The sequence below is a fragment of the Pseudomonas sp. RIT409 genome (assembly GCF_003052515.2).
In the GTDB taxonomy this organism is placed as follows: domain Bacteria; phylum Pseudomonadota; class Gammaproteobacteria; order Pseudomonadales; family Pseudomonadaceae; genus Aquipseudomonas.
In genome coordinates this window covers 366,376-379,451 of the sequence record NZ_QARE02000003.1, presented here as the reverse complement: position 1 = coordinate 379,451, position 13,076 = coordinate 366,376, and the positions used below count along the sequence as shown (strand labels likewise).

Here is a 13,076-nt window from a genome sequence, read left to right as displayed (position 1 = left end):
AACTACAAGGAAACGTCATGAGCACATACGCCCCGGCCACTGCGGTGGCTGAAACCGAGCAGTCGATCGAAAAGAAAAGAAGGAATGCCATCAAAGGGGCGTTCTTTTCCGAATACATCGACATGTTCGACATCTACCTACCGGTGGTGGTGTTGTCACCGGTCCTGTTTTACTTCCAGCCCGCCCAGCTCTCGCCCGGCATGGCCGCGATACTCGCGTCGCTGGTGTTCATCACCACGCTGCTGGGACGCCCGATCGGCGCCTTGTTGTTCGGGATGATCGCCGACAAAACCGGACGACGCATGGCGTCGATCTATTCGGTGTCCGGTTTTGGCGTGGTCACCCTGCTGATTGCGCTCTTGCCTGGCTACGAGACCATCGGCATCGCGTCTTACTGGGCGTTGGTGTTATTGCGTTTCGTCGACGGCATTTTTCTCGGCGGTGGCTACACCGGTGCCATGCCGCTGGCCATCGAGTACTCGAAGAAACACCAGCGGGGCTTCGTGGGCGGTTTGATCATCGCCGGCTTTCCATTGGCCTACGTCAGTATCAACCTGGTGGCGATGCTGATGTTCATGCTGTTCCCGCTGGACGGCTCTGGCTCGCCGTACGTGCAGTGGGGCTGGCGGATTCCGTTCGTCATCGGCGCGCTGTTGGCGGGGGTGCTGGCGCTGTATTACGTCTATGCGGTTTCCGAATCGGAAATCTGGGAAAGCGAAACCGGCAACAAGCCTCGGGAAAAATTGCCGCTGACCGATCTGGTCAAGGGCAAGAGCGGGCGCAATCTGCTGCAAGTGCTGTTGATGATGACCGGCTTCTGGTTGACCCAGAACATCATCACCATCTTCCTGCCCACCGGCCTGCTGGTGAATACCCTGCACCTGTCCGGGTTGCAGGTGACCGGGACGTTGCTGCTGGCCTATTCGATTCTGTTCTTCAGCTACATCGCTTCAGGGATCCTTGGGCAAAAGATGGGACGGCGACGGTTTTTCATCACCCTGGGGCCGATCATCGCCACCGTGGGGGCAGGGATCATGTACGTCCTGGCCAACGTACCCGGCTTGTCACTGCCAGCGATCATGGCGCTGGTCTGCGTGTTGTCAGTCCTGGTGACCGCTCCCTGGGGCGTGATCGTGACCTACATCAACGAGCGGTTCGTGACCGACGTGCGCGCCACGGGCTTCGGCGTCGGCTTCAGCCTGTCGGTAATCATTCCTTCTTTCTACGCCTTCTATATGGCCTGGCTGGGCCAGTTCATCCCGTTCACCGTGACGCCCGCCGTGCTGCTGGTGATTGGCGGGGTGATCGCGACCATCGGCGCCTACATGGGGCCAGAAACCAAAGACGTTGATTTCTAATCCACGAGGAGAGCTGTCGTGAAGAGCAAAACCGTGGGTTTCATTGGGCTGGGCAACATGGGCGGGCGCATGACGCGCTGCCTGGTGAACGCCGGGCTGCCTGTGCTGGGTTTCGACACTGACCCCCTGCGCGCCAAGGCCGCAGGGGCCCAGGTGGCTGCGTCGATGGCCGATGTGATGGCCGAGGCGAATGTGGTGCTGCTGTCACTACCGGACAGCAAGGTGGTGGAAGCGGTGGTCGAGGGCGCCGACGGCTTGCTGGCGCATTGTCGTGAAGGTCAGATTGTCGTGGATCTGAGCACGGCGGCGGCCAGTTCGACGATTCGCCTGCACGGTCTATTTGCCGAGCGCGGCGTGCAGTACGTCGATGCCGGGATTTCCGGGGGCGCTGCGGCGGCGGAAAAGGGTGCGTTGACCCTGATGGTCGGCGGCGACGCAGCCACGGTCGAGGCACTGGCCTGGGTGTTCGAACCCATCGCCAGCAAGGTGTTTCTGATGGGCGACAGCGGCGCCGGGCATACCACCAAACTGCTCAACAACTTTCTCAATGCCGTCAGCCTCGCAGCCACGGCGGAGGTGATGGTCGCAGGCAAGAAGGCCGGCCTGGACCTGCATCGGCTGCTCGACGTGCTCAACAACAGCAGCGGGGTGAACTTCGCCACGCTCAACCGCTTTCCGCACATCGTCGACGGCAACTACCTGGAAGGCGGCCTGACCGGCAAGTTGATGAGCAAGGACGTGGTGCTCTATCTGGACCGCGTTCGCGAGTTGGGGGTGGCGTCGCTCAATGCGTCCGGGCCGCTGGCCAGTTTCGGGCTGCAGACGGCATTGGGTTATGGCGACCTGATCAGCAATCGCGTGGTAGATGCCATCGGTGACATGTCCGGTGGCGTGCGGCTTTACGCATCAAAAGAAGGAGACAAAGCATGAAGGTGTTTCACGGCAGCGTCGAAGGCGCGATTTCCGAGCAGCGTGGCGCCACGTTCACCGGCGTGGTCTGGGCCGATCCGGTGATGCCGACCACCGATGGCGTGACCATCAACAATGTGTCGTTCAACCCCGGTGCGCGCACCCATTGGCATTACCACGAACAGGGCCAGGTGCTCTACGTCACGGCGGGCAGCGGCTGGATTTGTCTGGAAGGCAACGACCCGCAACCGATCCGCCAGGGTGACACGGTGTGGATCGGCCCCCATGAGCGGCACTGGCACGGCGCCAACACGAAAAATTTCATGGTCCACACCGCGACGTCCATCGGCAACACCGTGTGGCAAGAGGCGGTGGCCGATTCCGACTACCTGCGCAGCGCGGAGTGAGCCGGCTCATGGCGCGATGCGGAGCCCGCCAGGCGTCCAAGTGTGGCGGGGCCCTCGGTGGTCCGCGTCGGGTCGGTTACCCCCGATAAAAGAGAACGATCATGACCTTGAATGAACAACAGGAAAGCGCCAAGGCGGCCTTCGAACGCAGCCAAGGCACCTGGAATGCCGGGTGGGACAGCCTCCTGCGTCTGGACCCTGCCTTCGTGGCAGCCTATGCCGACTTTGCCGGTGTGCCCTGGCAGAACAATCACTTGTCGGGGAAGGTGAAAGCCTTCATTGCCCTCGCGGCAGACGCTGCGGCGACGCACCTGTATCGGCCGGGCATGCAAGAGCATCTCGCGATGGCCATTCGTCACGGTGCGACGCGGGAAGAATTGGTTGAAGTAATCGAGTTGATCAGCACCGTCGGCATCCATGCCTCCAACGTTGGGGTTCCGGTCTTGCTGGAGGTGCTCGAGGAGGAAGGCATGCGCGAGGGGCCTGTGCCTTTGGATGCGCGCCGCGAAGCGCTGAAGGCCCGCTTCATCGACAACCGCGGCTACTGGCATTCGTCCTGGGAAGGGCTGCTGGAGCTGGACCCGGAACTGTTCGAGGCCTACGTGTCGTTCTCCTCGGTGCCGTGGCGTACCGGCGTTCTCGAGCCCGTGGTGAAGGAGTTTATGTATTGCGCCTTCGATGCCGCCGCCACGCATCTGTATGTACCGGGGCTCAAGTTGCACATGCGCAACGCGCTGCGTTATGGCGCCACGGCGGCCCAACTCATGGAACTGCTGGAAATCGTCAGCCTGATCGGCATCCACGGCGCACTGGAAGCGGCGCCATTGCTGGAACAGGCCTTGGAACGCAGCGCCGCCCCGCAGTGATCCGCTGCACACATCGCCACGGCGCGCCATTTAGGCGAGTACGCCGTCCCAGTCCCGATACCTGAAAACCCGAGCAGGGAGAACGAATAATGAACGCGCCCATACAGCCCGCCAAGCCGGACTGGACCGACCCCGAAGTCATCGTTGTGCGATACGGCACCCGACAGACCACCAAAAGCGAGTGTTATTACAACTTCCGCGCCTATCGCGAGCCCGATGCGGAAATCACCATGGATTACTTCTTCTGGATTTTCCGCAACGCCGAGCAAACCATCGTCATCGACACCGGCTTCAGCCCCGAAGCGGCTGTGGCCCGGCGGCGACAGCCGGTGGTTGCGCCAGCGGATGCGCTGGCACGGCTGGGCATCGATCCGGCAGACGTCCATCTGCTGGTCCTCACCCACGCCCATTACGACCACGCTGGGAACCTGGGGCTGTACCCCAATGCCAAGATCGTCATGTCGCGCACCGAGTATGAGTTCTGGGGCACCGACATGGGCAAACGTCCGCAATATGGCCATCACATCGACCCGCTGGACATCGAGCGTATCCAGGCGCTGCATCGAGAAGGTCGCATCACCTTACTCGACGGACCGCGTCACACCTTGATTCCCGGTATCGAACTGCATGTGATCGGCGGCCACACCCCTGGGCAGATGGCCGTGGTCGTGGAAATGCCCGAAGGGCCTGTGATTCTTGCCTCGGATGCCATCCATTATTACGAGGAACTGACGCTGGATCGTCCGTTCGCAGTGCTCGACAGCCTGGCGGACATGTACCGCGGCTATGAGCAGATGCGCGAATGGATGAAGCGGCCTGGCGCCTTGGTAATTCCGGGCCATGACCCGCAAGTGATGAACCGTTTCGCGCCGGTCGATCCCCAAGACCCCCAGTTCGCGGTGCGCATCGATGCGCATGGGGCCGGGGTATGAAAGGCAAAACGGCCCTGGTGACCGGGTCGTCCGATGGGCTCGGGCTGGCCATCGGCGCGCGCCTGGCGGCGGCGGGTTGCCAGGTGGTGCTGCATGGATTGGCGGCAGCGGACACGATGGGCCACACCTGTGATGAATTGATGAGCAAGCATGGGGTGAATGTGCGCTACGTGTATGCCGATCTGTCGGACATCGATCAGATCGAGCACTTGTTTGCCGAGGCAGGCCCCGTCGATGTGTTGGTCAATAACGCCGTGGTGCGGTATTTCTCGCCGATCGAAGACTTCCCGCTGGCCCACTGGAATCAGGCGCTGGCGGTGAACCTGACCGCCGCTTTGCGTGCCATTCAGAGCGTGCTGCCGGGTATGCGTGCTCGCCAGTGGGGACGGATCGTCAATCTGTCCTCGGCGTACGGCGCGCGCGGCATTGCCAATCGTGTCGATTACGTCACCACCAAGACCGCGCTGCTCGGGATGACCCGGGCAGTGGCGGTGGAAACCCAAGGCCAAGGCATCACCTGCAATGCGGTCAGTCCTGGCTCGGTCCTGACACCCAACATCGAAGGGCGCCTGAGGGCGCTGATGGCAGACAAGCAGCTGGACCGTGACACCGCGACGCGGATGTTCCTGCAAGGCAAGCAGGCGACCGGCCGCTTCGTCGACGCCTCTCACGTGGCGGATTTGATCGTCTACCTGTGCAGCGAGTCGGCCGGCTCGATCACCGGCGCGACCCTGCCCGTGGACGACGGGTGGATGGCCGGCTAGGCCCGGATAGCCTTTGATATGGACCCCCTGACAACGGTGAAAAAGCCCATGAGCAGCACCCTGAGCCTCCAGTTGGCTGAGTTCATCGAGCGTAGCTGCTGGGCCGATCTGCCCACGGCGGTACGGCACGAGGCCCAGCGGGCATTGATCAATTATTTCGCAGCGGCGCTGGCCGGCTGCAGCGACCCCGATATGGCTACGGCGACCCGGTTGATCAGCCGTTTCAGCGCGTTGGGACCGGCTCACGTCGTGGGTCGGGAAGGGACACTGGACATGCTCGGCGCCGCATCGCTGAACGCAATGAGCGCCAATGTGTTCGATTACGACGACACTCACATGCCCACCATCCTGCACCCCACCGCACCTGTCGCGGCAGCGCTGTTCGCAGTGGCAGAAACCCGGAAGGTATCCGGGCCGCAACTGTTGCTGGCCTTCGCGTTGGGTGTCGAAGCGGAATGCCGGTTGGCCATGGCCATTTCTCCCGAGCATTACCGACGGGGTTGGCACATCACCGCAACGTGCGGTGTGTTCGGCGCGGCGATGGCCGTGGGGAAATTGCTAGGCCTGACCGCAACGCAACTGCGGTGGGCGCTGGGCAATGCCAGTGCGCAGGCCTCTGGCCTGGTGGAAACGCTCGGCACTGCGGCAAAAAGCATGGGGGTGGGCAATGCAGCCCGCAATGGATTGCTGTCGGCCTTGCTCGCGCAGGACGGCTTTGCCGGACCTGATCAGCCGCTGGAAGGCGAGCATGGGTTCCTGCGCGTGTTCGGTGAACAGCCACGCGTCGACACGATCTGTGCCGGTTGGGGCGAGCACTGGGCCTTGATGGCCAACACCTACAAGCCCTGGCCCTGCGGCGTGGTGCTCAACCCCGTCATCGAAGCCTGCCTGGCGCTGGCCCACGGGCGAACCTGGTCGCTGGATGACATCGCCCGGATCGAGCTGACTGGGCATCCGCTGCTGCGGCAACGCACCGACCGGCCCGGCGTCCGGGAGGGCCGGCAGTCACAGGTCAGTGCCCAGCATGCCGTGGCCGTCGCCCTGGCAACAGGCAAGGCAGGGCTGGCGGAGTTCAGCGATGCGGCGGTGAACGACGCCCGCCTGCGGGCGCTGCATGAACGGGTGCACTTCATTGACGACGACCGTTACCGGGTCGAGGCAGCACAGGTTCAGATCCACTTTCATCATCGAGAACCGTTGACCCATCGGGTCGAGGCGTCATTGGGCAGCCTTGGTGCCCCTCTCAGCGACCGTTTTCTCGAAGACAAACTGCGCGAACTGGCGGCGCTCGGAGGTTCGGGCTGCCTGCCTGACCCCTTGATCGATGCCGTGTGGGCGCTGGAACATTCATCCGACGCGGGCGCCGTCATGCGCTTGGCCAGTCACTCATTCGCAGGAATTCATCATGGCTGATCAACCCTTGGGCTTCATCGGCGTGGGGGTCATGGGGCGGCCCATGGCTCGCCGTCTATTGGAGCAAGGACATGCCTTGGTCATCTATGACCAGGATGCCAATGCCGTCGCTGAATTGGGCACGCTCGGTGCTCAGGTCGCCGGGAGCGTTAAAGAAGTCGCGGACACGGCGTCCGTGATTTTCACCAGCCTCCCGAGCCCGGCTATCTTCAAGACCGTGGCGCTGGGCGCCGGCGGGATCGTCGAGGGACGCGCGGTGCGCATCCTTGTGGACCTATCGACGGTAGGTTCGCGTGCCGAACGCGAGGTCGCTGCCGGTCTGGCCGCCCACGGGATCGAAACCGTGGACGCGCCCGTGAGTGGCGGTGCTGCGGGCGCGAGCAAAGGCACCCTGGCGCTGATGATCGCGGGCAAGCCCGCCGTGGTCGAGCACGTGCGCCCGCTGTTCGACGTCTTTGGCAAGGTGTTCATCGTCGGCGAGCAGCCCGGGCAGGGGCAACTGCTCAAGCTGCTGAACAACATGCTGTCCACCACGGCGTTCGCGATCACCAGCGAGGCCTTCGTGGCCGGTGTCAAAGGCGGGCTCGACCCCGAGGTGATGATGGCGGTGATCAATGCCGGCAGCGGCAAGAACGGCGCCACGTTGGACAAATTCCCCAAACATGTGCTGCCAGGGAGCTTTGATTTCGGCTTCCCGGTTGCCAGCGTCTGCAAGGACATAGGGCTGGCAGTGGAAGAGTGCCAGGCCTTGGGCGTGCCAATGTGGTTAGGCAACGCTGCGCGGCAATTGTGGGCCGTCGCCGCTCAGCAGGATGGCGGCGACCGGGACCTCACCGAACTGGTGCGCACTGTGGAACGCTGGTCGAAGGGCTGATGCGCGGCTGGCGTAACCGCAGGGAACCGCTTGGCCGCGCGGGCCACCCAAGGAGATCGCTTTCCGGACCCGCACGCCATGCCACCCGTTCCGCTTCCCTTCAGCACCCCCTTCAGGTTCCTTCGTCAACTGCGCGGCAGCGCGCTGAGCGTCACGCTGATGTGCACGGCGGCCTGTCAGGCAGTCGACTATTCGGCAATGGTGGGCTATCCACCTGCACCGTCGGTGGAGCGCACCCCCCGGCTGGTGGCGGGCCTCAACCGCTCGTCCGAAAGGGACGTCGCGCCAAGGCGCGCCGTTCCCGTGGCGTACGATGGCAACGACATCTGGGGTCGGTTGGGGCAGGGGTTCACCCTGGTGGACCAGAACGGCCTGAATGCGCGTATCGAACGTCAGCGCGACTGGCTGCTGAGCAAGCCGGGGTTTTTGCGCACTGCCAGTCTGCGGGCGGGCCCTTATCTGCATTTCATCGCCGAGAGCCTGGACGTTCGGGGCATGCCTCCCGAACTGGCATTGCTGCCCATCGTGGAAAGCGCCTACAACCCTCAAGCCAATTCAGTACGGGATGCCGCCGGTCTTTGGCAGTTCATGGCGGCCACCGGTCGTGATTTCAATCTGCGGCAGACGGCGTGGTACGACGGGCGGCGCGACGTGGTCGCGTCCAGCAAAGCGGCGATGGACTACCTGACTCGGCTGCATGACCAATTCGACGGAGACTGGCTGCTGGCGATGGCCGCCTATAACGCCGGTGAAGGTACGGTGGGGCGCGCCATTGCCGCCAATCGACAACGCGGTTTGCCCACCGACTATTGGCATTTGAGTCTGCCGCGAGAAACACAAGACTACGTGCCCCGGTTGCTCGCGCTCTCGATGTTGGTACGCGAGCCGGGCGCGTACGGGGTCGACCTCAACCCTGTGGCCAATTCGCCTTATTTCATGGCCATCGAACTGTCCCGCCCCGTGGACCTTCGACAACTGGCCTCCACGGCGGGAATCGACGAAGCGGTGCTCTTGAGGCTCAACCCAGCGTTCCTGCGGCAACGAACGGTGGACGGCCCCGCACATTTGCTGGTACCCAGGGAACAGGCGAGTCAGGTCAAGGCGGGCCTTGCCAGGTTGAGCCCAGCGCAAGGCGAAGCACTGGCTGTCAGCGGCACCCCGGTGACACCGTCCGTCAGGTCGCTGCCCTGAAGCCGGCCTCTTCGCCACCAGTGGAATGATTCGAACCTGCGCAAAAATGCGCGATTCCCTCGCGCGAAGCACCGAAACGGGGCGATTTTTCGCCGACATTTTTGCTGACGTTCCGACAAGCGTTCAGTAACGGCAATTATCGCTGTAGAAGCCTGTTTTTTGCGGTGAACTTTTTGCGACCCGCGCAACCCTACGTCGATACCATGGGAAGTGGCTTAGTTCGACATATCCTGAAACATCGTTTTCTTGGTCGTTAGCCTACTAATGAATGCGGCGACATGCTCCCACCACACTTCCAGATGGCCATCTTAGTTGGATCCCAAGGGCCCGGCGTCGCTTCGATGCACAAACGATTTAGCAGGTGCTCATCGAAAGTCTGACCTGAGTGAGGCGCCAGCCCCCCTAAAAATGGGGGCTTCGCGCCATGATCTAACACCCGTCCATGTTTCGTTCGGAAAACCGAATAGGCTTAGTTGGTTTTCCGAACGCATGAGTTGATTAATCTTCGGGCGCGCTTTCGATGTGTCTGAATTAATTTATTTAAGAAAGCGCACGCTCGGAAATTTCTGACAGGTCATTTCAACTGCTGATCAGGATAATTTAAAACTTCGGGGTGGCTTTTTTTTTAATCTTTAATGTGCCGCTGATATATAAAGCTTTCTCGGTTTGCGCTCGGCATGAGAGCGATTGCTTAAGATAAGGGTAAACATCTCGTGACCCGGTCTGACTCATCGGCGCGGGCTTGGACGAGCATGGAAGAATTGACAATAAAGTGCCGTAAGTCATTGATATCAAAGGGTATAAATCGATTTCGATATCCTGTGCTGTGGTCGGATTCCCATTAAGTCAACCCGCAAAATAAGGCAAGCTGAAATTTTAAATAAACGTTTGAACGGCAGCCTCGGACAGGGGTAAAGGTTTCAGTGAAATCATACTGATATCACTTACTGAGCTGTGACAGGGTTCTCATCAAGTACGGGAACTAAAATTAAATATTGCTGCCTTTGTAAAGCGTGATACTAATAACTCGCTTGCACCCACTTGAGAGGTATCGATGAAGGAAGAAATCGATGTAAGCGGTTGGGCGTCATTTGGGGGAAACGCAGCACTCGATATTCATCAGATCGCAATGAACACTGCGAACTTGAGTATGGATCTGTTGTTGTGCGGTGAAACCGGAACGGGGAAGGATACGCTGGCCAAGTGTGTTCACGCGCTGTCAGGTCGCACCGGTGCCTTCGTTGGCATGAACTGCGCCGCCATCCCTGAGGGGCTGGCCGAGAGTCAACTGTTCGGCGTGGTGAATGGCGCCTACACCGGGGTCAACCGTGCGCGAGAGGGGTACATCGAGGCGTCCAGCGGCGGCACCCTCTATCTGGACGAGATCGACAGCATGCCGCTGAGCCTACAGGCCAAGCTGTTGAGGATCCTGGAAACTCGAGGCATCGAGCGGTTGGGCTCCACTACCTTCATTCCGGTAGACCTGCGGGTCATCGCCTCATCTCAGAGGCCGCTGGATGAACTCGTGGAACAAGGGCATTTTCGTCGTGATCTGTTTTTCCGGCTCAACGTGCTGACCATTCAAACGCCAGCCCTGCGCAATCGCCGCGAACAGATTTTGCCGTTGTTCGACCAGTTCACCCAGACGATCGCTCGCGAATTTGGCCGCGCGGTGCCTGTATTGAGTAACGGTCTCGTGCAGTTGCTGCTCAGCCATGCCTGGCCGGGCAACATCCGTGAGCTGAAATCAGCGGCCAAGCGTTTCGTTCTCGGGTTTCCGCTGCTGGGCGCCGACATCGAGCCGGACCGCGATCCTGAGACGGGGCTGAAAACCCAGTTGCGGGTGATCGAGAAGATGCTCATCGAGGACGCCTTGAAGCGTCACAAGCATCGCCTGGATGCCGTGCTGCAGGAACTCGAGATTCCTCGCCGGACGCTGTACCACCGTATGAAGGAACTGGGCCTGTCGTGCCAAGGCGCGGCCGACCCCTTGCTGTCTTAATCGCGCAAGCCTTGTGGTCTCGTGATCCGTGTCAAAGGTCTGCTATGCCCGTGAGGCTGCCGGCGCTTGAACTGCCAGAGGTCGTGAATGAGTGTGTACGATTTTTTCGATGAGCAATTGGAGGACGATCGTCATCTGCCGAACCTGACGGTCGTGGCTCAAAGCATTTCGCAACTGGGGATTGACGTGCTGCTGTCGGGCGAAACCGGTACCGGGAAGGACACCGCGGCCCAGCGCATCCACGAGTTGTCCGGGCGCAAGGGGCGGCTGGTCGCGATGAACTGCGCGGCAATTCCGGAATCGCTGGCGGAAAGCGAGTTGTTTGGCGTCGTTACCGGGGCTTACACCGGCGCGGACCGTTCCCGGGTTGGCTATATCGAAGCCGCCCAAGGCGGAACGCTGTACCTCGACGAAATAGACAGCATGCCCTTGAGTTTGCAAGCCAAGCTGTTGCGGGTGCTGGAGACTCGGTCCGTGGAGCGGCTCGGTTCAACGTCCCCGATTGCCTTGGACGTGTGCATCATCGCGTCCGCGCAGCATTCGCTGGACGAACTGGTGGAGGCGGGGCGTTTTCGTCGAGATCTCTATTTCCGTCTTAACGTATTGACGCTCAAGCTTCCCCCCTTGCGTGCCCGCCGCGAACGGATTTTGCCTTTATTTCGCCGCTTTGCCCTGGCTGCGGCGAGGGATGCAGGGCTGGCCATGCCTGAGGTTGGGACGGTGCTGAGCCATGTCCTGTTGAACCACGACTGGCCGGGCAACATCCGGGAACTGAAATCGTCCGCCAAGCGCTTCGTATTGGGTGTACCGCTGCTTGGCAGCGCGACAGAGGAAGAAACCGAATCGTCGACTGGGCTCAAGTCACAGCTGCGGGTGATCGAGAAGGTCTTGATCCAGGCCGCCCTCAAGCGTCACAACAACAGCATCGATGCCGTGAGTCAGGAGTTGAACATTCCCCGGCGCACGCTCTATCACCGCATGAAGGAGTTGGACGTCTGAAGGGAGCCCCTCATTCGGATGCAGGGCGGGAAATGGAGGCGCGTTTCGAGGGTAATGTAACGGGCGTTAGCGCTTTCACCGTCCTTTCTTCTTCGTTTATCGCTTGGCACGTTGTCTAGCGTTATGGCAGGGTGCCACAATCTCTGTCAGTCAGGGTGACGTAGGCAGGCCTATCCGATGTATCTCCTAGAGTTTCAACACGAGCGCGATGGCCTGATAAACGCTCAGGTCAGAGCGGATCGTTTGCATTTGCTGTTTCGCCAAAGCGTGTTCTCGGTGACCGGCAGCCTGCTAGGCGCGCTGATGCTGAGCGGCTTGTGCTGGGCGCGCGTTGACCACGCGCTGGTCATTACCTGGCTGTCCCTGCTCAGCGGCTCGACGCTGCTGCGCGGGCTGTTGCTCTGGGCGTGGTTCCGCAGCCCGCTCAACCTGCGCACGCCGGAACGTTGGGAGATGAAGTATTGGCTCACCCTGGCCTTGTCCGCGGGCATCTGGGGCGGTGGCGCCGTATCACTGATGGGGCCGGTGGACGTGGTGACGCAGGCGTTGGTGCTGTTATTCGCCGTGGGTATGTCGGTGAGTGCGGTGTCCTGTTACTCGGCTTACCGGTCCATGACCATCGTCGCCATCGGCCTTGTGCTGCTGCCCTGCACATTGTGGCTATTGTGCCAGCCGGGTGGCATTCAGGTCGGCATGGCCGTGGCGTCTCTGGTGTTCGCCTCTTTCGTGGTTAGCGCAACGCGCAAACTCTCGGAAGCCATGGAAAGAGCTTTCTACACGACGCGGGAAATGGAATATGCCCACCGCCTCGCCAGCCATGCTGCGCAAACCGACGAACTCACGGGCTTGAAAAACCGCCGGGCTTTTATAAGGCAGGCCGAGAAGACCTTCGACCATTGCAAGCGCCACTGTCTGGCGCTGAGCGTGGTGATGTTGGATATCGATCACTTCAAGCGGATCAACGACTCGTACGGCCACCAGGCGGGGGACCAGGTGCTGCGGCAGATCGGCGCGGCCATCCGCGACTCGGTTCGGGACGTCGACATCAGCGGCCGGCTCGGCGGCGAAGAGTTCGCGCTGCTGCTGACCGATGCCGCGGCTGACGACGCGCAGAAGCGAGCTGAGCAGTTGCGCGATGCCATCGCTCGATTGACTTGCGATCACGGCGAGGTCATCACCGCCAGCCTGGGTGTTGCAACGATGACGGCCCGTGATCAGACGTTCCAGACGTTGCTCAATGACGCCGACAAGGCGCTGTTCTGCGCCAAGGCGCAGGGCCGTAACCGCACGGCGGTGGCATGACCCGTGGCGGCAGACTCGGTCGGTCTGCCAGGCCTCAAGCTTTCCTGCCCGGCAGACCC

At 61.2% G+C, this 13,076-nt stretch carries 11 protein-coding genes and 1 pseudogene; all 12 read left to right on the top strand.

The window, feature by feature from the left end; translation table 11 throughout:
• Positions 1-17: 17 nt before the first annotated feature.
• The 12 genes and pseudogenes from DBP26_RS06245 to DBP26_RS06190 all read left to right on the top strand — a co-directional run bounded on the left by DBP26_RS06245 (position 18) and on the right by DBP26_RS06190 (position 13,017).
• The gene (locus DBP26_RS06245; protein WP_108236458.1) at positions 18-1,358 is read left to right on the top strand and encodes an MFS transporter; all 1,341 of its coding nucleotides are present in this window, start codon (positions 18-20) and stop codon (positions 1,356-1,358) included.
• 18 nt (positions 1,359-1,376) lie between these two features.
• Positions 1,377-2,288, top strand: a complete 912-nt coding sequence (locus DBP26_RS06240) for an NAD(P)-dependent oxidoreductase (protein ID WP_108236459.1) — start codon at positions 1,377-1,379, stop codon at positions 2,286-2,288.
• Positions 2,285-2,674, top strand: coding sequence for a cupin domain-containing protein (locus DBP26_RS06235; protein WP_108236460.1), 390 nt, complete (start codon positions 2,285-2,287; stop codon positions 2,672-2,674). Before DBP26_RS06240 ends, DBP26_RS06235 begins: the two co-directional genes overlap by 4 nt.
• A 101-nt stretch (positions 2,675-2,775) precedes the next feature.
• A complete protein-coding gene (locus tag DBP26_RS06230; protein WP_108236461.1) occupies positions 2,776-3,540 on the top strand; it encodes a carboxymuconolactone decarboxylase family protein in 765 nt (254 codons plus the stop codon).
• An 89-nt stretch (positions 3,541-3,629) separates the two neighbouring features.
• Positions 3,630-4,472 (top strand): N-acyl homoserine lactonase family protein, encoded by an 843-nt coding sequence (locus tag DBP26_RS06225; protein ID WP_108236462.1) that lies wholly within the window; start codon positions 3,630-3,632, stop codon positions 4,470-4,472.
• Positions 4,469-5,236, top strand: a complete 768-nt coding sequence (locus DBP26_RS06220; protein WP_108236463.1) for an SDR family oxidoreductase — start codon at positions 4,469-4,471, stop codon at positions 5,234-5,236. The genes DBP26_RS06225 and DBP26_RS06220 overlap by 4 nt, the downstream gene beginning before the upstream one ends.
• Positions 5,237-5,284: 48 nt before the next feature.
• The gene (locus DBP26_RS06215) at positions 5,285-6,649 is read left to right on the top strand and encodes an MmgE/PrpD family protein (RefSeq protein ID WP_218565090.1); all 1,365 of its coding nucleotides are present in this window, start codon (positions 5,285-5,287) and stop codon (positions 6,647-6,649) included.
• Positions 6,642-7,523, top strand: coding sequence for an NAD(P)-dependent oxidoreductase (locus DBP26_RS06210; RefSeq protein ID WP_108236465.1), 882 nt, complete (start codon positions 6,642-6,644; stop codon positions 7,521-7,523). Before DBP26_RS06215 ends, DBP26_RS06210 begins: the two co-directional genes overlap by 8 nt.
• Before the next feature lie 78 nt (positions 7,524-7,601).
• Positions 7,602-8,693: pseudogene (locus DBP26_RS06205) on the top strand (transglycosylase SLT domain-containing protein); the annotation flags it as partial.
• A 1,075-nt stretch (positions 8,694-9,768) separates the two neighbouring features.
• On the top strand, positions 9,769-10,716 hold the full coding sequence (locus DBP26_RS06200) for a sigma 54-interacting transcriptional regulator (protein ID WP_108236467.1): 948 nt from the start codon (positions 9,769-9,771) through the stop codon (positions 10,714-10,716).
• An 87-nt stretch (positions 10,717-10,803) separates the two neighbouring features.
• On the top strand, positions 10,804-11,715 hold the full coding sequence (locus DBP26_RS06195) for a sigma-54 dependent transcriptional regulator (RefSeq protein WP_108236468.1): 912 nt from the start codon (positions 10,804-10,806) through the stop codon (positions 11,713-11,715).
• A 177-nt stretch (positions 11,716-11,892) separates the two neighbouring features.
• Positions 11,893-13,017 (top strand): GGDEF domain-containing protein, encoded by a 1,125-nt coding sequence (locus DBP26_RS06190; RefSeq protein WP_108236469.1) that lies wholly within the window; start codon positions 11,893-11,895, stop codon positions 13,015-13,017.
• Positions 13,018-13,076 lie beyond the last annotated feature (59 nt).

What these genes read in the sequence shown, in the direction of transcription:
- DBP26_RS06210 (WP_108236465.1), top strand. Translation starts at nt 6,642, where the DNA reads ATGGCTGATCAACCCTTGGGCTTCATCGGCGTGGGGGTCATGGGGCGG.
- DBP26_RS06215 (WP_218565090.1), top strand. Translation starts at nt 5,285, where the DNA reads ATGAGCAGCACCCTGAGCCTCCAGTTGGCTGAGTTCATCGAGCGTAGC.
- DBP26_RS06230 (WP_108236461.1), top strand. Translation starts at nt 2,776, where the DNA reads ATGACCTTGAATGAACAACAGGAAAGCGCCAAGGCGGCCTTCGAACGC.
- DBP26_RS06195 (WP_108236468.1), top strand. Translation starts at nt 10,804, where the DNA reads ATGAGTGTGTACGATTTTTTCGATGAGCAATTGGAGGACGATCGTCAT.
- DBP26_RS06200 (WP_108236467.1), top strand. Translation starts at nt 9,769, where the DNA reads ATGAAGGAAGAAATCGATGTAAGCGGTTGGGCGTCATTTGGGGGAAAC.
- DBP26_RS06225 (WP_108236462.1), top strand. Translation starts at nt 3,630, where the DNA reads ATGAACGCGCCCATACAGCCCGCCAAGCCGGACTGGACCGACCCCGAA.
- DBP26_RS06220 (WP_108236463.1), top strand. Translation starts at nt 4,469, where the DNA reads ATGAAAGGCAAAACGGCCCTGGTGACCGGGTCGTCCGATGGGCTCGGG.
- DBP26_RS06235 (WP_108236460.1), top strand. Translation starts at nt 2,285, where the DNA reads ATGAAGGTGTTTCACGGCAGCGTCGAAGGCGCGATTTCCGAGCAGCGT.
- DBP26_RS06245 (WP_108236458.1), top strand. Translation starts at nt 18, where the DNA reads ATGAGCACATACGCCCCGGCCACTGCGGTGGCTGAAACCGAGCAGTCG.
- DBP26_RS06190 (WP_108236469.1), top strand. Translation starts at nt 11,893, where the DNA reads ATGTATCTCCTAGAGTTTCAACACGAGCGCGATGGCCTGATAAACGCT.